This window comes from Candidatus Contendobacter odensis Run_B_J11 (assembly GCF_000531125.1).
Taxonomy (GTDB): Bacteria; Pseudomonadota; Gammaproteobacteria; order Competibacterales; family Competibacteraceae; genus Contendibacter; species Contendibacter odensensis.
Genome location: NZ_CBTK010000045.1, coordinates 1 through 20,385 on the forward strand (window position 1 = coordinate 1; position 20,385 = coordinate 20,385).

The 20,385-nt window shown below is 57.8% G+C and carries 21 protein-coding genes; 3 read left to right on the forward strand and 18 right to left on the reverse strand.

Annotation, left to right across the window (positions count from 1 at the left end; genetic code table 11):
- Positions 1-401: 401 nt before the first annotated feature.
- From BN874_RS03850 to BN874_RS03900, 11 genes are all read right to left on the reverse strand, one after another.
- Positions 402-1,403 carry an RpnC/YadD family protein gene (locus BN874_RS03850; RefSeq protein WP_034430950.1) on the reverse strand — a complete coding sequence of 334 codons (1,002 nt, stop codon included), beginning with the start codon at positions 1,401-1,403 and terminating at the stop codon, positions 402-404.
- A gap of 166 nt (positions 1,404-1,569) precedes the next feature.
- Positions 1,570-1,902 (reverse strand): DUF4351 domain-containing protein, encoded by a 333-nt coding sequence (locus BN874_RS03855; protein ID WP_230314318.1) that lies wholly within the window; start codon positions 1,900-1,902, stop codon positions 1,570-1,572.
- A 124-nt stretch (positions 1,903-2,026) separates the two neighbouring features.
- The gene (locus BN874_RS03860; RefSeq protein WP_034430951.1) at positions 2,027-2,326 is read right to left on the reverse strand and encodes a type II toxin-antitoxin system RelE/ParE family toxin; all 300 of its coding nucleotides are present in this window, start codon (positions 2,324-2,326) and stop codon (positions 2,027-2,029) included.
- 114 nt (positions 2,327-2,440) lie between these two features.
- Positions 2,441-2,749 carry a YlcI/YnfO family protein gene (locus tag BN874_RS03865; protein ID WP_420886100.1) on the reverse strand — a complete coding sequence of 103 codons (309 nt, stop codon included), beginning with the start codon at positions 2,747-2,749 and terminating at the stop codon, positions 2,441-2,443.
- A 94-nt stretch (positions 2,750-2,843) separates the two neighbouring features.
- The gene (locus tag BN874_RS03870; RefSeq protein ID WP_034430987.1) at positions 2,844-3,284 is read right to left on the reverse strand and encodes a DUF29 domain-containing protein; all 441 of its coding nucleotides are present in this window, start codon (positions 3,282-3,284) and stop codon (positions 2,844-2,846) included.
- Positions 3,285-3,484: 200 nt separating this feature from the next.
- A complete protein-coding gene (locus BN874_RS24195; protein ID WP_154724730.1) occupies positions 3,485-3,658 on the reverse strand; it encodes a hypothetical protein in 174 nt (57 codons plus the stop codon).
- 142 nt (positions 3,659-3,800) lie between these two features.
- Positions 3,801-4,577 (reverse strand): PEP-CTERM/exosortase system-associated acyltransferase, encoded by a 777-nt coding sequence (locus BN874_RS03880; RefSeq protein WP_034430952.1) that lies wholly within the window; start codon positions 4,575-4,577, stop codon positions 3,801-3,803.
- Between the two features lie 317 nt (positions 4,578-4,894).
- A complete protein-coding gene (locus tag BN874_RS03885; protein WP_051497379.1) occupies positions 4,895-5,851 on the reverse strand; it encodes an endonuclease/exonuclease/phosphatase family protein in 957 nt (318 codons plus the stop codon).
- Between the two features lie 97 nt (positions 5,852-5,948).
- Complete coding sequence (locus BN874_RS03890; RefSeq protein WP_034430953.1) at positions 5,949-7,322, reverse strand: ATP-binding protein; 1,374 nt, start codon at positions 7,320-7,322, stop codon at positions 5,949-5,951.
- A gap of 6 nt (positions 7,323-7,328) precedes the next feature.
- Positions 7,329-8,012, reverse strand: a complete 684-nt coding sequence (locus BN874_RS03895; protein WP_034430954.1) for a response regulator transcription factor — start codon at positions 8,010-8,012, stop codon at positions 7,329-7,331.
- Positions 8,013-8,061: 49 nt separating this feature from the next.
- Positions 8,062-8,403 (reverse strand): PepSY domain-containing protein, encoded by a 342-nt coding sequence (locus BN874_RS03900; RefSeq protein ID WP_034430956.1) that lies wholly within the window; start codon positions 8,401-8,403, stop codon positions 8,062-8,064.
- A 237-nt stretch (positions 8,404-8,640) separates the two neighbouring features.
- Between BN874_RS03900 and BN874_RS03905 the strand changes: the two genes are divergently transcribed.
- Positions 8,641-9,462, forward strand: a complete 822-nt coding sequence (locus BN874_RS03905) for a hypothetical protein (protein ID WP_034430958.1) — start codon at positions 8,641-8,643, stop codon at positions 9,460-9,462.
- A 90-nt stretch (positions 9,463-9,552) separates the two neighbouring features.
- Here the strand turns inward: BN874_RS03905 and spoT are convergent, their stop codons facing one another.
- From spoT to prlC, 4 genes are all read right to left on the reverse strand, one after another.
- The gene (spoT, locus tag BN874_RS03910; protein ID WP_051497381.1) at positions 9,553-11,757 is read right to left on the reverse strand and encodes a bifunctional GTP diphosphokinase/guanosine-3',5'-bis pyrophosphate 3'-pyrophosphohydrolase; all 2,205 of its coding nucleotides are present in this window, start codon (positions 11,755-11,757) and stop codon (positions 9,553-9,555) included.
- A 36-nt stretch (positions 11,758-11,793) separates the two neighbouring features.
- Complete coding sequence (gene rpoZ, locus BN874_RS03915) at positions 11,794-12,057, reverse strand: DNA-directed RNA polymerase subunit omega (protein WP_051497382.1); 264 nt, start codon at positions 12,055-12,057, stop codon at positions 11,794-11,796.
- Positions 12,058-12,122: 65 nt separating this feature from the next.
- Positions 12,123-12,737, reverse strand: coding sequence for a guanylate kinase (gene gmk / locus BN874_RS03920; protein WP_034430960.1), 615 nt, complete (start codon positions 12,735-12,737; stop codon positions 12,123-12,125).
- A gap of 50 nt (positions 12,738-12,787) precedes the next feature.
- Entirely contained in the window at positions 12,788-14,827 is a 2,040-nt protein-coding gene (gene prlC, locus BN874_RS03925; RefSeq protein ID WP_034430996.1) for an oligopeptidase A, read from the reverse strand.
- Between the two features lie 181 nt (positions 14,828-15,008).
- Between prlC and BN874_RS03930 the strand changes: the two genes are divergently transcribed.
- The gene (locus BN874_RS03930) at positions 15,009-15,641 is read left to right on the forward strand and encodes a LysE family translocator (protein WP_230314319.1); all 633 of its coding nucleotides are present in this window, start codon (positions 15,009-15,011) and stop codon (positions 15,639-15,641) included.
- Positions 15,642-15,715: 74 nt separating this feature from the next.
- Here the strand turns inward: BN874_RS03930 and BN874_RS03935 are convergent, their stop codons facing one another.
- The 3 genes from BN874_RS03935 to BN874_RS23280 form a co-directional block, all read right to left on the reverse strand.
- Positions 15,716-16,234, reverse strand: coding sequence for a c-type cytochrome (locus BN874_RS03935; protein WP_081756121.1), 519 nt, complete (start codon positions 16,232-16,234; stop codon positions 15,716-15,718).
- 117 nt (positions 16,235-16,351) lie between these two features.
- Positions 16,352-17,641, reverse strand: a complete 1,290-nt coding sequence (locus tag BN874_RS03940; RefSeq protein WP_034430965.1) for an FAD-dependent oxidoreductase — start codon at positions 17,639-17,641, stop codon at positions 16,352-16,354.
- A 67-nt stretch (positions 17,642-17,708) separates the two neighbouring features.
- Positions 17,709-18,023: a c-type cytochrome gene (locus BN874_RS23280; RefSeq protein WP_034430998.1), complete on the reverse strand. Its 315-nt coding sequence runs from the start codon at positions 18,021-18,023 to the stop codon at positions 17,709-17,711.
- 221 nt (positions 18,024-18,244) lie between these two features.
- Here BN874_RS23280 and BN874_RS03950 point away from each other — a divergent pair, with 221 nt between their 5' ends.
- Entirely contained in the window at positions 18,245-20,278 is a 2,034-nt protein-coding gene (locus tag BN874_RS03950; protein WP_081756122.1) for a glucoamylase family protein, read from the forward strand.
- Positions 20,279-20,385 lie beyond the last annotated feature (107 nt).

Sequence of the window (20,385 nt, forward strand, 5' to 3'; positions counted from 1 at the left end):
AAAGGATCGATATAGCGCATGACCTCACCCCCTATCCGTTCCGCATCACCGGTCGTTGTCGTACTCCATCAATCTGGTTCTGATGGGCTTTGTTGTCCTAAAAATCAATACCTTCGCGACCGGAAACGCAAACGCCAGCCGACAACCCCACCGGGCATAGCCAAACGTCCCTGGCCGCTTGGATGAGCGCGCGGCGCGCAACTCCAGGAATCCACATCAGGACTTCGCTAAACCCTTAAATTCGTCATACCCGCGAAAGCGGGTATCCCATCTTTTCAGTGGCTGACTGGATTCCCGCTGACGCGGGAATGACGAAAAGCGAAAGTCCTGAACACGTTGAGCGACGGCCCACCAAGCTAACCCCTCAGCAGGGTGTAAAATCTTCTGACAGCAGCGCCGTGCTACCGTCCGCCGGCCCTATCCGCCAGCGCCGCCAACCACGCCTCGCCATCGGCGCAATCCAGCAGCGCCTCGCCCAAATCCTCCAACACCGTCGGCTCGGTGATTTGCGCCAGCACCGGCGCGCTGTGCGCCGCCACCGTGTCGCCAAAGCGGCGGCGCACCTGGCGCATCAGCAAATGACGCTCGGAGTCCAAGCCCTGCTGCAAGCCCTGCTGCAAGCCCTGCTGCAAGCCTCGCTGCTCTCCGATCCGCTCTACACTGCTGACATACTGCATCTTTCTCGCCTCCTCTTCCGCCTGCAATTCCTGCCACAACTGCTGTTCCAACTCCGGCGGCAACCGCATCAGCCAGTCCAAAAAATGGAACAGCGCCACCACGTCCTCTCGGGCCAAGCCTCGTTCATACAACCCGCGCAGCAACTGCCATTTCCAGCGATACCGCTCTTCAGGATCGTGTTGCGTCGCCTGCGTCTTCAAATGCGCCTGCGTCACTACCGCAAACGGGTTGCGCGAAGCGTCCAGTTCCGCCCAGCGCCCTTGCCAGTCCAGCACCTTGGCCACCGGAAAGAGAAACGCCAAACCACAGCCCCAACGCGCGTATCGATAACTCTTCGGTCGCCAGACGGCTTCCGGATCCGCCAACACCGCCAGACTCACCACCGGCTTTCGATACCGATCAAACAACCGGTAGTGGTACACGAACATCCGTTCGGCGAATTCACGCTGGCGGGCACCCTGCACCTCGATATGCACCCAGACCCAATCCTCCGCGCCATCCCGGCCCGTCACCCGCGCCAACTTGTCCACCCGCCGCCGCCCTACCTCGGCGTCCCGCGTCACTTGCGCCAATTCCTGATCCAGAAACTCATACCCCCGCGCCCAGTCAATCCCGGCATGAGCCTTGGGAAAAAACCAGGCCAGAAAATCCACAAAATACTGCTCGATCAGCCCCTTCCACGGGCTGTCATAGTCATCGGATTCGCGTTCGTTGTCCTCGGCCATCTTCAGCTCCCGTCCCGCTCCACAATCCTCAAACCCCTACCAAATTCTCCAGAAAAAGGCATTTGATTTTATTCATTCATCTGTCTCCATCAACTGGGCCAAGGGCAACCACAGCGACCGCGCCACCGGGGTGGGACCCGTTCGTCTATATATCGCGCCTCGGCGCTCATGAACTCGCCGCGTCCAGCCGGGCCAGCCACGCCGCATCATCGGCGCAGTCCAGCAGCGCCTCGCCCAAGTCCTCCAACACCGTCGGCTCGGTGATTTGCGCCAGCAGCGGCGCACTGTGCGCCGCCACCATGTCGCCAAAGCGGCGGCGCACCTGCCGCACCATCAGATGACGCTCGGAGTCCAAGCCCTGCTGCAAGCCCTGCTGCAAGCCCCGCTGTTTCCACTCCTCCGTCCATTCCATTACTCGTTCCGCCAACATATCGCGCACCTCACTCAAGTCATTGACCGCATCCATTCGCACCCCCGGCCACCGGGCCGGCAACAACATCTGGCGCAGCTAAGTGGAATCGGAAATGCAGGAGTTAAAGCCCGCGCAGGATGCGCTCACCGCCCCGCCGCTCCCAGCCAGGCCAGCCACGCCGCATCATCGGCGCAGTCCAGCATTATGAAGTCTAGTGGTAATCTTCTTCGCGCTGGTAGCGAATCGCCAGGATAGTGACGGTTGCATTGTCCTCGATCTCGAACAAGGCGACGTAGCCGGCCGCGCCGAATGGAATCACCATCTCACGCAAAAAAGGGTTATCAGATAATGGCTTACGGCAGGTGAAAGGGAATTCACGCAGGAGTTCGACGCTCTTGCCGATCACCTCGCGCGCCCGACGGGCGGCCGGTAGATCGCGCTCCAACAGCAAGCCGTACCACCGCCGCAAGTCTTCCCTGGCCGTCTTGGTATAGCGAACTCGATAGCTCACGCACCGGCCTTAGAGACTGTCGCAAAACTCGCCATTGATTTTGAACAAAAATTTAGCGCGGAACCCGCTTCTAGCCAGTTTTAACCCGACTCCACCATTAAGCAGATCAATAACTTAGTTTTTAGACAGCCTCTTAGCTTCGGCATGACTCAGCAGGTCGTCCATCTCGCGCAAGACTTCATCGTCTGCGAAGTATTCACCCGTTTGCCGCGCCTCATCCCGTGCGGCCAGACCACGGGCGATGAACTCCTGTTGCGCCCGTCGGCACTCAATATTGGCTCGTAAGGATTGCTCCACGAAACTGGAGAGCATCTCGCCGTTCTGCAAAACACTCTCAGCCGCCTGTCGCAATTGTTCCGGCGTCCGCACGAAATCAAAGTAGAAAAAGCGGGTGAAGTGTTCGCTGATTGACGTTGTCCTCAAGATGATGCCTCCCGTGCCTGCCGGAATAGAGAAACTTTATCCAGCGATTGAATTCCGTTCAGCTTTCAACCGAGAATTTTCACCCTCATCAATATTAATCCGGCCAATAGTTCTCATCCAGCGTCTGTTCCCCGGTGAAAGGATTCGCGGTCGGAAGCGCAGATTCTTCCAGTGGTGTTTCCTGAGTGACCCGCAACACCGCGTACCGATAGGCTTTCATGTGGCTGTCCTCGAGATGCGGACGCAGGCTGGGGCTTTCGGCCAACTGTTCATTGACGCGGAGTCGCTGTTCCTGAATGGTCGCCCGCCAACTCTTGCCGCGCCGTTCGGGTTGGAACTGCCACTTCAGCAAATGAGCCAGCAACACGGCCAACCGGTTCACCAATTCATGCCGTTCACTGCGACCCATGCTATCCAGCTCCTCTGCAACGTGTTCCACATCCACTTCGACGAAGCGGCCCTGATGGAGCAGTTCCGCATTCTTCAGCGTCCACGCATAAAAATCCTGGTCATACAACCCCGCTGGCGTACTCATCATTCATCTCCTCCAGGACTTTCGCTTATAAACTTTGGTGTCGTCATACCCATGAAATCGGGTATCCAGTCTTTTCAGCAGCTTACTGGATTCCCGCTGACGCGGGAATGACGAAAAGCGAAAGTCCTGAACACATTGAGCTATGACCCACCAAGCTAACCCATCAGCAGAGTGTAAAATTTTCTGACAGCATCACCGCGCTACCGCCCGCCGGTCCTGTCCGCCAGCGCCGCCACCCACGCCTCGCCATCGGCGCAGTCCAGCAGCGCCTCGCCCAAATCCTCCAACACCGTCGGCTCGGTGATTCGCGCCAGCACCGGCGCGCTGGTCGCCGCCACCGTTTCACCAAAGCGGCAGCGCACCAATCGCACCATCAAATGGCGCGTTGTCCAAATCCCGTTCGTTGTCCATCAGTCAATCCCTAAACTCGTCATCCTCGCAAGCGGGTATCCACGGTTGAGCAGAGGCTGGGAATTCCTGCGGACGCGGGGATGACAGCAAGCGAAAGCCCTGACCTTAGCTCTTCGACCTATCGTTCAATCCTTGGCGGGCCGCGCTCTCCCGCAACAAGGTCTCGACGAAATCATACAAATGCCGGGTTTCGCCCTTGAAGCCGGCCACAATCTCTTCGGCGCGGATGAAAAAAGCGGTGCGCTGACCGTGGTAGTTCGTGGTGTTGCCAATCTGCACCAGTGGCATACCCATCCGCCGCAACAGGGTCGCCAGCCAGCCCTCGATCATGATGAAGAGATTGGGCCGTCCAATGAGCAGCGCCATCGCCGGAGCGGCGCAAATTAGCGACACGCTAAGCAGTGGAAAGGTGCGCCGCTCGAGATCGCTCGGCTCCTCGAAATGCAGATCGGGTGCGCCGAGCCGGGTTTGCGCCTCACCCCGGCGGCGGCGAAAGTACGGATGCACCGCCAGGCGTGATACTTCGCATGAGGTCTCTCGGGGGATCCGGGTGGGATGCAACTCACTGTCGGGATACAGGCTGTCCCCACAGTATTTCTCCAGTGGCAACAACAGATCAGGCTGATCAGGAGATAGGGTGACTAGCCGCAGACAACCAGCGGCTTCGCTGGAAGCGTGATGAAACGCCAAGCCGTGGAGCGCGTAAGCGTCATACTCGTCCTGCTCCAATTCACCGGGACAATCTTCTTCCTGCTCGAACTTGAATTCCCGGCAATAGACTTCATAACGCAGGTGTTGCGCCTGCCGCAATTGTTCCGGCGTCCGCACGAAATCAAAGTAGAAAAAACTGGCAAAGTGCTGGCTGATTGACGATGTGTCCAAGAGCGATATCTCCCATGTCTGCCAGAATAGAAGAATTTCATCCAAAGATTGAATTCTGTTCAGCCTTCAACCAGAGGATTTTTACCCCCGCTTTTCGAGAGAGCAACCGAGAATCCACGACTTCCTGGTCTATCTAAAGCTGAATATTTTGAAAGTATAGTGGGTATCGCCTGGAAGCGGCGTAGCGCAGGCTGGAAACTCGCCAATGCGATCCAACCCATTGGAATAACCCTTTCAGGACGTCAGGACGTTTGCTTTCCATCATTCCCGCTGGCGTGGGGATAACGAATTCGCGGCTTGACCAGAGTCCTGACCACTCAAAGAGGAGCGCTATAGACCCACTTTGGCAACACTGCCACCACTGGATCATGGTCGCTGGCCGGATCAGGTTCGCCGTGAGCGGCATTGCTATTGACATGCGGGACGCGCACCACCGCGCCACGCCGCAATACCGGACTCACCAGGATATGATCCAAAGTTTGCGGTTGCCCGCCATGGCGGCGAGTGTAACCCTGCCCGCGTGGCATCTCTTCCAGCAGATTGTGGAATGAATCACCCTTGAGCAGTTTCAACGTCTTCGATCCCAACCCATCGTTCAAATCACCCAACACCACAATCGCCGCTTGCGGATCGCAGGCCAATAGATCGGCAGCGAAGCCATGAACAATCTCCGCCTGGGCGTGGCGCTGTTTCTTGGCGTAATCTTCTTCGCGGCGGGTGGTCGAGCGCATGGATTTGAAGTGACAGACGATGACGAACAGCCGCTGACCTTGCACCTCGAATTCCGCCGCCAGGGTTTTACGGCTCGGTGCCCAATGACATTGATTATCGCCCGCAAACGCCGGGTGGGCGGGAGTGATACGGCCAGGATTGATGGTCAAGCTGGGTTGGCGGTGGCTGAAACGAATGCCCACACTGTCTTCCGGGCCAGCGTTGCCCCGGTCGGTGAAGTTTACGGTCGCCGGGTTGAACAGCAGCCCCACTCGAATGTTGGCGCCCGTCATGCCGCCGTCCTGATTCGCCAGCGGCGGAATCTCCCGAAAAACGTAGTGCGGCCCGCCTGCCTGGAGAATGGCGGCGATGAGCGCCTGGTAGCTGGCGTCAGCGGGCACCGCCCCCCCCGGCAACGCTCGATCCACCGCAGTAATTTCCTGCACCGCCAGAATATCGGGTCCTCCCAGATCACGAGTGACGATGATCCCCAGCCGCACCAGTCGGGTGGGCGACGCCTTCGCGCCCAGGTTGTAGAGATTGAAGGTGGCGATGCTCAACATGGCGAATCCCTGTGGTCTTTTTATTTTCGTGGTTGAAGGGTAGTACGAAATTGGGGCGGCCGTTGGGTGCGACGCGGGCGGTGATAGAGCGCTGGATTCAGCCGCCATTGGCCTGGAATCGCAACTGCGCCCGTACCCGCGCCCCGCCCAGAGTTCCGTGCCCAATCTCAAGTCGGCCGTAATAAACCTCTTCGACCAGATCTCGCACCACCGCCAGCCCGATGCCGTGACCAGCAACACTGGGATCGGCGCGCTGACCGCGATTAAGCAGCAATGGCGCTTGTTCAGGCGCAATGCCGGGGCCATCATCCTCCACTTCCACCACCAGCTCCATCCGTCCACCGTGATCGGCGGGATAGGCGCGCACCACGATCTGCCGCTGACACCATTTACAAGCGTTGTCGGCCAAATTGCCAAGAATTTCCAGCAGATCGCCCTCATCGCCATAGAACACCGTCGCTGCTGCAATTTCAGAATTGAATTGCAATGCGCGCTCGGCGTAAACCTTGGCCAACGAATCCAGAATCTTGCGGGCGACCGGCGCAACCGGCAGCGGAGCGCTGAGCGCAATCCGCCCGGAAGCCGCCGCCCGCTGTAATTGATAGTCCACAGTGCGGTTCATCCGCTCCACCTGCTCAGCCAGAGTCTGGCGCAACTCTGCCGGCTCAGCACCGGTTTCGAGCGTGCCGCGCAACACCGCCAGCGGAGTTTTGAGGCTGTGCGCCAAGTCACCCAGCGCATTGCGATAGCGTTCCAGGTGGGCGTGGCTTTGCCCGAGCAGCGCATTCAGATTCATCGTGAGCGGTTGCAATTCAGCGGGATAGCCGCTGCTCAGCGTGGAGCGCTGACCGGTTTCGATGGCTTTAATTTCGGCAGCGACCCGCCGCAACGGCTTCAGACTCCAGCGCAGGATCAAGCCCTGCGCTGCCAGCAGCACTGCGGTTGAGGCCAGCAGCCAACCCCACAACCCACGACGGAAACTCCAGACCTGATCATCGAAATTCTGCCGGTTTTCCGCGACCCGAAAGGTATAAATCTGATAGTGGCTGCGGTCGATTTCCCAACTCACCGTGAAGGCCAGTACCAACAGCGGGGTCCCGTCGGAGGATTCCAGCGGCGCGAACTGGGTATCACCGGGGCTGCGGACGGCGGGGAAGAATGGCAGCGCCCGCCCGAGCAGCGATGGGGAATACCACACCAGATTGCCCGGACTGTCCATCACATCGGCGTATAGCCCGGAATCCGGGGTGGAAAATCGCGCTTCGGGCAGGGCTTGCGGCAGAGTTAAACGGTTGAAGGCGTCCAGATTGGCCGCGCCCAGCAGCAGGTAGAGCTGGGCTTGCAGGCGATCCTGAACGGCGGCCAGGGCGCTATCGCGAAACGCCCGATCCAGGCTCAGGCCGGTCAGGCCGAGAAAGGCGACCAGCACCACGCTGGCGGCAATGCGCAGCCGGCCACTGAGAGAACGCATCGGCGCTCAACCGACGGACCGTTCCAGCCGGAACCGGTAGCCACGCCCGCGCAGCGTTTCAATCGGATTGAGGGTGCGGTCGGGATCGAGCTTGCGGCGCAACCGTCCCACCAGCACTTCGAGGACGTTGCTGTCGCGGTCCTCGTCTTCCTGATAGAGATGCTCGGTCAATTCCGTCTTGGAGATCACCGTACCGGCGTGCAGCATCAGATATTCCAGCAGCTTGTACTCGTAGGCGGTCACATCTACCGGCTGACCGGCCAGCGTCACCTGTTGTGCGCCGGTGTCCAGCGCGACCGGTCCGCAATCGAGAATCGCCTGAGTCCAGCCGCCGGTGCGACGGATCAGCGCCCGCAACCGCGCCAGCAACTCTTCTATATAGAACGGCTTGACCAGATAATCGTCGGCGCCTGCTTCCAATCCCTCAACCTTGTCCTGCCAGCGGCCACGGGCGGTCAAAATCAGGATAGGGAATTTGCGACCGCCTAGCCGCCAGTGCCGGATTACCTCGATCCCGGACAGATCAGGCAGCCCGAGATCCACCACCGCCGCATCCAGTGGATATTCCTGGCCGAGATACAGTCCAGTGCGACCATCGGCGGCACTGTCCACCGCATAGCCTTGTTCACGCAACTGGGCGGTCACCCGCTCCAGCAGCGGAGCTTCGTCTTCGATGATTAGAATGCGCATGGTTGGCAGTTTGAATGTTAGGGTGAAATCGGGAACATTGGAGAGAAAATCAATCCCGTACCGCGCCGCTGTCGGGATCAAAATGCAGGCTGCGCACCCGGCCATCCGGCTGCAAAATCCGCACCCGATAGCCGCGCTGGCCGTCCTGATCCGCGCCCTGAACCCCTAGCACCCGACCACCGGTGGCCTCGCGGGCGGCGTTAGCGGCCCGGTCAGGATCAGCAAAAGGGCGGGGCGGTGGACGATCCGGGCGGTCGCGGGGCGGCGGGGCATAATTGCTCTCCGGTCCCTGTCGGTAGCCGGATTGCGCCTTTGCGCCGGCGGCGGTCAGTAGTAGACCCACCAGCGCCGCCAGCGCCAAGCGCCGTGATAGCCGTAAGCGGTCAGGCATGGTTGGGAGCTTCCGGGTGAAATGAAATGAGCTTACAGCCTATTGGGTTGAGGATGAATCGGGACTGAATTGTATTGCATTGGGTTGCGCTGAATCAGTGCGCTTGACCGATAATACGAATAAAACCAATTAAAGAGTGTTCAGTATAGATTCAGCCGACGGTTTTTAGGCTGAACCACAGTATGAGAGCCGCAGCATAAAGCTGCGGGCAGGCTTCACCCACGGGGAGCGGATTCAATGAAAAGTAAATGGCGGGCCGGGCTAATAACGATGCTGCTACTGGGTTCGAGTGCAGCCTGGGCGCAGCGCTTCGATGCTGGCGGAGTAGAGGTAGAGGTGATCAGTGACCGGGGTCGCCCTCTGTCGCGCTATCCGTTGCGCGATAGCGGATCAGCCATCTACAAAGCCTATGTGGAAGCGGTACGCGGTCAGAATTATTCGGTCCAGATTCGCAATCGCACCAGCCAGCGCATCGGGGTGGTGGTTGCGGTGGATGGTCGCAATATCATTTCCGGGGATCGCTCCAATTTGCGCCCTGACGAACGGATGTATGTGCTTGCGCCGTACCAGCAGGAAAGCTACGAGGGTTGGCGCACCGGAAAAAACCGGGTCAACCGCTTTTATTTTACCGACGCCGGCGATTCCTATTCAGGTGCGTGGGGCGATTATTCGGCGATGGGGGTCATCGCCGTAGCGGCGTTCCGCGAGGTCGAGAAGTATAAGTCGCCCGTTCAACCGTGGACGCGGGAAGGTTCCGGTTATAGCGACCAGCGCGGGTTGCGGAACGCTCCGCCCGCAGCCGCGCCACGAGCGCAATCGGAACCAGGCACCGGTTATGGTGAAAGTGAGTGGTCCCCCTCGCGAAAGGTGGAGTTTGACCCGGAACGACGGCCCTTCGCTCAATTCTTTCTGAAATACGCTTGGCGTGAAACTCTGTGTCAGCAAGGGGTGATCGAATGCAACGGCAGTAGTCGCCGTCCCAAGAATCGATTCTGGAATGAGAATGAGGACTATGCGCCGCCTCCGCCACCCCAGGATGATCGTGAAGAATGGCGCTAAGGCGCAGGCTGCCGGCAAGGCGGGATCACCGCCTCCTTGAGCCTTCAAGGAGGCGGTGAAAGATCGCGTAATCACCGGCTTCGAGGATCATCAGCCGCGCCGGACCAGCTTCAGTGCTTCGGGTAAGGTGCGCAACTGACGTATCACCCGGGCCAGGTGGGCACGGTCACGGACGTTAAGCAGCAAATGCACCGTAGTGGTGTTGCCATCCCGTTCCGAGGTATTGATAGTTTCGATATTGGAGTCGGTGGCAGAAATTGCGGCGGCAATGGTCGCCAGCACCCCGCGCCGATTCACAACGTCGAGTCGCAGTTCGGCACCGAAGTCGGCGTTCACATGCGGTTCCCACTCCACTTCGATCCATTTATCCGGGTTTTTCCGGTAGCCAGCGATGTTCTTGCAATGGTCACGGTGGACCACGATCCCGCGCCCGGTATTGAGATAACCGATGATGGCATCCCCCGGCAGCGGCCGGCAGCATTTGCCGAAACTGACCACTGTACCCTCGGTGCCCTTGATCAGCAGCGGTTGAGTGCTGGCGTCCGGCGAGGTGGTTTCATCGGTGCCATCCTCTGGCATCAGCCGCTTGGCGATCAACGCCGCGACCCGGTTGCCCAAGCCAATATCCGCCAGCAGATCATCGAAACTGCTCAGATTGAATTCCTGAACCAGGGATCGAAGGTGTTCGGTCGGTAATTCACCCAGCCCGCCGGTATGGCCGATCAGCGCTTTCTCCAGCAGTCGCTTACCCAGCAGAATGGCTTCTTCGCGCTGCAAGTGCTTGAGGTAATGGCGGATGCTGGCGCGGGCCTTGGCAGTGACCACGAAGTTGAGCCAGGCCGGATTGGGTCGGGCGGTGGGCGTGATGATGACCTCGACCGTCTGGCCGGTAGAAAGCGGGGTGCGCAGTGGCGCCAACCGGCGATCCACCTTGGCGCCGACGCAGGTATTGCCGACATCGGAATGAATGGCGTAGGCAAAATCAACGGCGGTGGCGCCACGGGGCAATTCGATGATTTCACCGCGCGGGGTAAAAACGTAAACCTCGTCGGGGAACAGATCCACCTTGACGCTTTCCAGAAATTCCACCGGATTGCCGGCGCGGCGTTGCATATCCAGCAGTTTCCGCAGCCATTCACGGGCGCGCTGCTGGGCGTGGCTGCCTTGGCCGTCGCTGCCGGATTTGTAGCGCCAGTGGGCGGCAACCCCGACTTCGGCCATCACATGCATTTCCTCGGTGCGAATCTGCGCCTCGATGGGAACGCCGTTCGGCCCAAACAGCACCGTGTGCAGCGATTGGTAACCGTTGGCTTTGGGGATGGCGATGTAGTCCTTGAACCGCCCCATGATCGGCTTATACAGGCTGTGCATCGCTCCCAGCACCCGGTAACAGGTGTCGGCGTTCTCAACGATGATGCGTACCGCGTAGACGTCGTAGACTTCTTTGAACGGCAAGCGCTTGTGGCGCATTTTCTGATAAATGCCCCACAAGTGTTTGCTACGACCCATCACCCGCGCCGTGATCCCTTCGTCCTCCAGCCGACTCTGAATTCGCGCTTCCAGTTGGCCGACGATCTCACGGCGGTTGCCGCTCATCTTGCGCACCGCGTCCTGCAAGATCTGGAAACGCAACGGGTGCAGGTGGCTGAGACCGAGATCTTCGAGTTCCTGGCGCAGATGATTCATCCCCAGCCGGCCGGCGATGGGCGCATAGATTTCCAGCGTTTCGCGGGCGATGCGGCGGCGCGATTCCGGCCGCATCGCGCCAAGAGTGCGCATGTTATGCAGGCGGTCGGCCAGCTTGATCATGATGACCCGCAGGTCCTTAGCCATCGCCAGGAACATTTTGCGAAAATTTTCGGCTTGCGCCTCCAGCTTGGAGTTGAACTGGATCTGGGTCAGCTTGCTTACCCCATCCACCAGGTTGGCAACTTCCGGCCCGAAGTGGACGCCAATTTGCTCCTTGCTGTAGGGGGTATCCTCGATCACGTCGTGCAGCAGCGCACCTTGCAGGGTTTCATGATCGAAGCGGACGTTGGCGAGAATGCGCGCCACCGCCAGCGGATGAAAAATGTACGGCTCGCCGCTTTTGCGGTAGACACCGGCATGGGCCTCAGTGGCGAAGTAGCAGGCTTCGCGTAACTGATCGACCTGATCCGGTTCCAGGTATTCGCCGGCAATCGCACAGAGATCGTCAATCCGCAGCCGTAAATCATCCAGCCAGTCGTCATCAACCGCCAGCTTGCGACCCTGGTAGATGATTTCGTTACGGACTTCCCGCGCCGGCGCGCTCATCACCCGCGATCTCTTGGAGGTTGGGGATAGATGCAATCACTCTTTTTCAGAGGGGGATTCAACCCGAGCTGCCGGCTTCGCTGCGGGAACCACCGGGCGGCGGTATTTCTCTTGGAGGAGATAATCGACCTTGCCGGCGGCCAGCTCCCGCAACGCGACGACAGTAGGTTTGTCATTTTCCCAGGGCACTAATGCCTCTTTACCGAGGGCCAGTTCACGGGCACGACGGGCGGCAATCAGCACCAGCTCGAAACGGTTATCCACTTGATCAAGACAGTCTTCAACGGTAATTCGGGCCATTTGGGGCTTTCTCCAGATGCAGTGTGGCGAGTTTTGAACGAATCAGTTTAATGAAAAACAAGCAGTTAAGACAAGAGCGCCTGAAGGAGTTCTTGCTGGCGCTCCAGTTGTGCCGCTCGGCGCTGGCGCTGGGCGATGAGGATGGCGCGTAGTTGGTCCAGCGCTGTCGCGAAGTCGTCGTTCATCACCAGATAATCAAACTCGGCGTAATGCGACAATTCATCAAGCGCCGCCGCCATCCGCCGCTCGATGATCTCGGCGCTGTCCTGACCGCGCCCGGACAGTCGTTGCCGCAGCGCAGCGCGGGATGGCGGCAGAATGAAAATGGTTAGACTGTCCGGTAGCAGTGCCTTGACCTGCCGGGCACCCTGCCAGTCAATTTCCAGAATGACATCCTGTCCGGTTTCCAACTGCGCCAACACCGCAGTACGGCTGGTGCCGTAGCGGTTGCCGAACACCTGAGCGTGTTCCAGGAAGGCATCGCTCGCGATCATCGCTTCAAAAGTAGCCATGGGAACGAAATGATAATGCTCGCCATTACGTTCGCTAGGGCGGGGCGGGCGGGTGGTGTGAGAGATGGAGACAGCCACACCCGGCGTAGTTTCCACCAGGCGTTTAACCAGACTGGTTTTGCCGGCACCGGAGGGGGCAGCGACAATATAGAGGGTTCCGATAGACATGGGGGTGTGGCTCGATAGTCAGGACTCTGAGGAAGATACACGGGATCGGGTTAAACCGCGATTCCGCTCAAGCGCAATAACGGTTCTATTCGCGGTTCTCTGCCCCGGAATTCAATGAAATTGGACAGTGCTGGACGCGAACCACCTACTTGCAGAATGCTCTCCCGGAACCGCGTACCCGTCGCTGCATCGAAAATTCCGCTCTCCTCAAAAGCGCTGAATGCATCGGCTGAAAGCACTTCCGCCCATTTGTAACTGTAATAGCCGGCGGCGTAACCCCCAGAGAAGATGTGAGTAAATGCATTGGCGAAGCGGTTATAGATGGGTGGAATCAATACCGCCACCTGTCGGCGCACGTCATCCAATAGCTCCTGTACTTTTCCGCCTTGCGTAGGGCGGTATTCGCGGTGCAGCCGGAAATCGAACAGCGCAAATTCCAATTGCCGCAGCATGATCATTCCCGCCTGAAAGTGCCGAGCCGCCTGCATACGCTGATATAAAGATTCCGGCAACGGTTCATCGGTCTGATAGTGGCCCGCCAACAAGGTAAGTGCTTCCTGAGACCAGCACCAGTTTTCCAAAAATTGACTCGGTAATTCCACTGCATCCCATTCCACTCCGTGAATTCCGGCGACCGGCAGATAATTCACTGTGGTCAATAAATGATGCAGGCCGTGGCCGAATTCATGGAACAGGGTTAGCACTTCATTGTGAGTCAATAGCGCCGGATCATGACCCACCGGCGGGGTGAAATTACATACCAGATAAGCTGCTGGCAACCGTACTGTGTTATTTACGAACCGCCGCCCCAAACTGCCATTCATCCATGCTCCACCACGTTTATGGGATCGCGCATACAAATCCAGATAAAATCGCCCACGCGGGTGATCCAAAGCATCCACAATGGCATAAACCTGAACATCGGGATGCCAGGTTTCCACACCGTCCAGCGGATGAATCGTTACGCCGAATAAGCGTTCCGCTACCGCGAACAATCCTGGCAGCACCCGAGTCATTGGAAAATAAGGCCGCAATTCTTCTTGCGAGAGCTGGTAGCGGTGCTGGCGCAATTTTTCCGAGTAGTAGCCAATGTCCCACGCTTGCAGATCATTCATCCCGAACTGCTCGCGGGCAAACTGGCCTAATTCCGCCAATTCCCGCTGCGCTTGTGGTTTGGCACGGTCGGCGAGGTCATTAAGGAACGCTAATACTTTTTGCGGCGATTCGGCCATTTTGGTCGCCAGCGAGTATTCGGTGTAATCGTGAAAACCGAGCAGTTGCGCCAATGCATAGCGCAATGCCAGAATTTGTTCCATGACCGGCCCATTATCCCACTGCCCGGCATTCGCACCCTGCTCCGAAGCGCGGGTACAATAAGCATCGTACAGTTCTTTTCTTAATAAACGGTCATCTGCGTAATTCAGAACCGGCAAATAAGAAGGCAATTCCAGCGTTAATAACCAGCCCTCCAATCCTCGCTGTTGTGCAGTTTGTCGAGCCAGCGCTAATGCCGATTCTGGTAACCCAGCTAATAGCGCTGGGTCAGTTAAATGTCGAGTCCATCCCTGAGTAGCATCCAATACGTTTTCCGAAAATTTGGCGTTCAGTTGTGATAATTCCTGCATAATTTCCTGATAACGGGTCTGTTGCTCAGGTGGCAGAGCAATCCCGGACAAGCGAAAATCGCGCAAGGCGTTATCAATCACTTTGCGTTGCGCCGGATCAAGTTTTGCGTATTCCGGCCCATCGGCAATATGCTGATAGGCTCGATACAAGCCTTGGTGCTGACCAAGTTCGCTGTAATAGGCACTGAGTTTTGGCAAGCAGGCATTATAGGCGATGCGCAAGGCATCGGAGTCCTGCACTGAATTCAGATGACTAACCGGCGACCAGGTTTTATTCAGTCGATCTTCCAGTTCTTCCAGCGGTTGCAACAGGTTTTCCCATGTGTACATAGTATGAGCAGACAATACTTGATCAATGGCAGCGCGATTATCCGCCAGCACTTGATTAAGCGCCGGTTCAACGTGTTGCGGTTGAATGGCCGCGTAATTGGGCAGGTCAGCCGTGGTCAGTAGCGGGTTAGTCATCATGGGAAAGTCCTTGGCGATACAAACAAGAGCGAAAGCCGGCCACTCATCGCCAACGAGTTGCGGAACTGGCCGATGATGTAAAGTTCCTCACCGGGAAAAATACGCGGTTCGACGGAACGGTTCGATGTGGATGTGGTTGAGATTCACGCTGAAGTATAACGCGACGGGGTAACGACTGGTGGCGGCATTGATATTGTTCGGGTTGAAGGGGATGCTGATTGGCTTTGCCATTGCGGCACCGGTGGGACCGATTGGCTTGCTGTGCATCCAGCGAACGCTGGCGCGAGGGCGCTGGTCCGGGATGCTCTCCGGGTTGGGCGCGGCCAGCGCTGACGCGGTTTATGGCTGCATTGCCGGCTTTGGGTTGGCGTCGCTGGCCGGTTTGTTGCTGGCGTGGCAAACCGAATTACGCCTCATCGGCGGGCTGTTTCTGCTGTATCTGGCGTGGCGGACGTGGCGAACTTTACCCAGCGCTGAACCGGTGCGAGTGCGTCCGACCCACGCCGGTTTGCTCGGCGATTATCTGTCTACGCTGGCGTTGACCTTGACCAATCCAGTGACGATCCTGGCGTTTCTTGGTATTTTCGCGGGACTGGGCTTGGCGGGGGGCAGTGGCAATTTTGCAATGGCCGGCGCGTTGGTGCTGGGCGTATTTACTGGATCGCTAGTATGGTGGCTATTGCTGGCCGGCGGCGTAGGACTGTTGCGCGGGCGGTTGACTCCGAGCGGGCTGCGCTGGATTAACCGCGCTTCGGCACTGTTGATGACCGGGTTTGGAGTGTGGGCGTTGGCGGCAATGGCATGGAGTTGATCATTATCAATCAGGGCGCTGGCTTCCAGAAAATCGGTAGAAAAAAGCGCCCCAGCTATTGATGCACTACCCGGTCAATCCTTTCGGAATGCCTTATGACACGCCTTGCAGGTTTCGGCAGTCTTGCCGAACTGTGCCTTAATAGCGCCTTCATTGCCGCCCTTGGCGACTTCGGTCAATTTGGCGGCTTCCTGCTGAAAATCGTTCATTTTGGCTTCAAATTTATCCCAGTTCGTCCAAATCTCCGGTTTGGCCTCGGTATCCTTCACTGCATCCGGGCCAGAACCCTTGGTAAAACCCTCTGGAGCCGCTTTACTCATCATCTCCACGTACTGGGCGTGGCGGACAACAGCGGCGGCATCGAACGGCACCTCGCCTTTCATCATCGCGCCGATGGGCGCGAAGTTCCAGCCGATGATCGTATAAACCGATTTACGATAATCCACTGTGTCTTGTGGCTTCGGATCCGCCGCGCTGGCCGCAGTCAAGATGCTCAGACCCAGAGCGCCGCCTACCAGAATTTGAGATACTTTATTCATTAGTTTTAGCCTTTTAGAGCATGGTGAATCAATAGGTTTAACGGGAATGATCATCTCATGTATCCAGTATTTTGCAAGGGGCGCGCCTGTCAGGCACCCCCCTTGCTCAAACTACCTACCGGATCATCCAGGCGGATTAAAGATGAGGTAAAAGTTTGATGAACAGATCGATCAGGCAAAAGTGTCGGCGAACAGATTGGCGGACCACTCGAATATCTTCTCGAAATTATCCTTGTTGGCTACAGGGGCCTCGACGGTTCCTGGGGGAACGGCCTTGACCATCGTTTTGGTGGCTGGGTCGTAGACGAACAGCGTACTCAGCCATGAGCCGGTATTGGCGGTCACCGGGTTGAAGCAGGCGGCACCGACGGTGGGTACCGGATCCGGCGCGCCGCCATCCAATGCCCGCAGGATGGCATCGGCGCATACCTTGGCCTCGCCATTGGCAACATGTCCACCCTTGGACATAGCGGTGCCCTGCGAGTCGCCGATGATGTGAATACCGCTATTCGGCAACAGAGTGGATTCATAGTTAAGCGGGTTCACCGGTGCGCCCCAGTTCGCGGCGGTCAAATCGACCAGCCCGGCATTGCGGACGATGGCGCCAGCCTGGTGCGCTGGAATCACATTCAACACGCCGGCTGGGAATTCGCCCTTGTTGGTAGTGATGATCCTCCGGTTGGAATCCACCGACAGCACCTGCTCGCTGGGACGGTAATCAATGATGCCGGCAAAGGTCTGGTTAAACGCCTTAGTAAAGGTCACCACTTCGGCCACGATACTGGCGTTGGCGTCCAGCACAACTACCTTGGAGCCGGATTTACCATTGCGCTTGAGGTAATCGGCAACCAGACAGGCGCGCTCGTAAGGTCCAATCGGGCAACGGAAGGGTGAGGGCGGGACGGTGATAACAAAATCACCCGTGACCGTCCCAGCCACCAGTTGCTGCAATTGCTGCTTGAGCAGGGTGGTTTGTGGGCCAGCCTGCCAAGCGTGGGGAATCTTGCTGAAATCGAGACCGTCAATCGGCTTGAAATCGATGCCGGGCGCTAAAACCAAATGCTCGTAAGGCAGGGTTTTACCACTGGACAGTTTCAAAACCCGATTAGCGCTATCAATCCCGGTCGCCTTCCCCTGAACGAAGGTGATGCCGTATTTCTGCTGGAGTTTTGCGTAGTTAAAGGTGATTTGCGACAAGTTGAGCGAGCCGTCCAGCACCATGTTGCTGAGGATGCAAGAGACGTGATTGGGATTAGCGTCCACCAGTGTTACCGCCGCGCTATTCCCACCCCAAAGGCGCAGATACTTGGCGACGGTGGCACCGCCAAAACCGCCGCCCACGACCACCACACGGCCTTTCGGGGTGGCGGATTGTGCCCGCAGCATGGTGGGAACGGCGGCGACCAGCGCTGTAGACGCACCAGCCAGTTTCAGAAAATGACGACGAGAGATCACATTCATGGGATTTTTTCCTGTTCGTTGTGGCGATCAAGCCAACCGGGAATGGGGGAGCTACAGCATCCCTTGGCTATTTCTTCAACCCGGCGAAATACTGGGCGATCAACTGCAATTGCTGATCGGTGTACGCCATCGCCACAGGATGCATGATGTTACCTGCATCGCCGCTTTTGTTTTTCATCTCCCGCATCTCGTTGTAGAGTTCCTGAGCGCTTTCTCCGACCAAGCTGTCAATGCCACTTACTGATCGACCGTTGGTGCCATGGCACTGCGCGCATTGGGCGGCCAGCAACCGTCCGGGCGGCGGCGCGGCCAGTGAGGTCAACGGAATGGCCAGCGCAAGGCTGGAGAGAAGGGTCTGTAGAAAACGGTGTCGTGAAGTCATGCCTGCTACCTCGTTGAATTTATTAGAGTACCGGTGCAGCGATTTGAACCCGCTGGACTGAGCATCGGCGTTGTCGAATTGATGTTGCATTTTCGACATACCGCGCCCGCGCCAAGGATGCGCTGTGAACCTGAATTCAAACTGAAAAGTTTGCTGGGCATAGCCGGTGGTGAGCTGCTTTACAATAGAACCCTTCACCTCAAAACTCGTGACCCGATTCCATGCGCGCCACTTCATTCCATTGGCTTCTCCTCATTAGCGGGCTATGCGGCTCCAAGGGGGCGGTGATAGCCGCTGAATCCACCCTTCCACCGTTGCTGCTGCACAATTTTGAACGAGTCGCCAGTCCTACACCGGGCGTCACTATGAGTTCCTGGAGCGCTGAACCCGGAATCCGCGCCGGTCGCATGTGGTATCGGCTGGAACCGGCGCAACGGCTTGATGGCGGCCGGGCGTTGCATTTGCACTACCGCTTCACGGCGGATGCGGCCAGCGACATTGGCTGGCAACTCACCTTGCCCAATCTGGACGCCACCGCTTACGACCATCTGGAATTCTGGATTCGCGGTGACGACCGCGCCGGATTTGCGGATGCGCTGAAGGTCGAATTCAAGCAACCGTTGCCGAACGCGCCGCCCGGTCTGTTGCGGCAGGGCAGCGCCGAAGTGAGCGGCATTACCGGCGACTGGCAACGGATTCGGGTACCGCTGAACCTGATGAACGGCATTGCCGATTGGCGGCATTTGCGCCAGTTTGGAATCGTGCTGCAACCGCGCCGTTCGCCGGCGGCCTCGGGCGCGTACTGGCTGGACGATATTGCCTTGATCAGAACCGGCCAACCCGGTCCCAGTACCCGCGATCCGGTGATTCCGCCCATCAAGACCGCCTGGGAAAACAGCATAGGTGGTAAAGCTGCGGCACAACCGCAAATCCACGCCCGTTTGGCGGGATGGCCGGAACGGTTGTTGGTAAATCCAGCCGAATTGCCTGCCGCTGATCCGGCGTTTCTGGAACGGTTGGCGCGGGATACCTGGCGCGGACTGACCGCCTTGAGTGACCGTGACCATGGTTTGCCGCTCGACACCGTGCGTTTCAATGGCTCCATCGCGCCTGACCGTGCTGGATTGGGCGATTACACCAACGTCACCAATATCGGCTTGTACCTGATCGATATGGTCGCAGCGCGGGAATTGGGATTGATTAACACTGAGGAAATGCAGGCACGCTTAAAGCGGACCTTGGATACGCTGGAACAACTCGAAACTTATCAGGGATTTTTCTACAACTATTACGATACGACGACGCTGGAGCGTACCAGCAATTTTATCTCATTCGTAGATTCAGCCTGGCTGACCGCCGGGTTAATGGTGGTGAGAAATAGTGTTGCCGAACTGGCTGAGCGTTGTAGCCGACTCATCGCGCAAGGGGATTACCGCTTCTTCTACGATCCGGTAGAGCGGTTAATGATGCATGGCTACTACGTTAATTTGCCGTACCGCTCCGAGTACAACTACGGGATGCTGTACAGCGAAGCCCGATTGGGTAGTCTGATTGCCATTGGCAAGGGTGATGCGCCGGAGGAACACTGGTTTCGGATGGCGCGCAGCTTTCCGGCGTCTTTCGACTGGCAATCGCAATCGCCCAAGGGCCGCGCCGTTAAAACGGTAAACGGATATAGCTTCACCGGCGGTTATTACGCCTGGAAGGGCTTGCGCTATGTGCCGTCCTGGGGCGGCAGTCTGTTCGAGGCGTTGATGCCGTTGCTGGTGCTGGACGAGTTGCATCACGCGCCGGCCAGTCTGGGCCGGAATGCGGCGGTGCATACCGAAGTGCAGCGCCGCTTTGCGTTAGAGCATTTAGGCTATCCGGTCTGGGGTTTGTCGCCCAGTTCGATGCCAGCGGGGAATCGTTACGGTGAATATGGCGTTCGCATTCTGGGGGCGCGGGGCTATCGCGCCGGCGTGGTGACGCCACACGCAGCGGCACTGGCGCTGATGACGGAACCCGCAGCGGCTGTCGCTAATCTCCGCCAACTGGTGCAACGCTATCCGCTGTACGGTGACTTCGGTTTTTACGATGCGGTAGACCCGAAAACCGGTCAGGTAGCCTATAACTATCTGGCGCTCGATCAAAGCATGATTCTTATTGCGCTGGCGAATCGTTTACGAGCGGGCGTCATTCAGGGTTATTTCAGCGCTGATCCGATGGTTCAGCGGGTGTTGCCATTATTAGGCGCGGAACATTTTTTTGACTGATGTCTTGCATTTAAAAATGATCGACCTCGCCGACTTCTTGTCATAAATCGAGGCATTTTTATCGGATACATCATGGGTACTGTGGTTGAGTATGAGGCTACGTGACG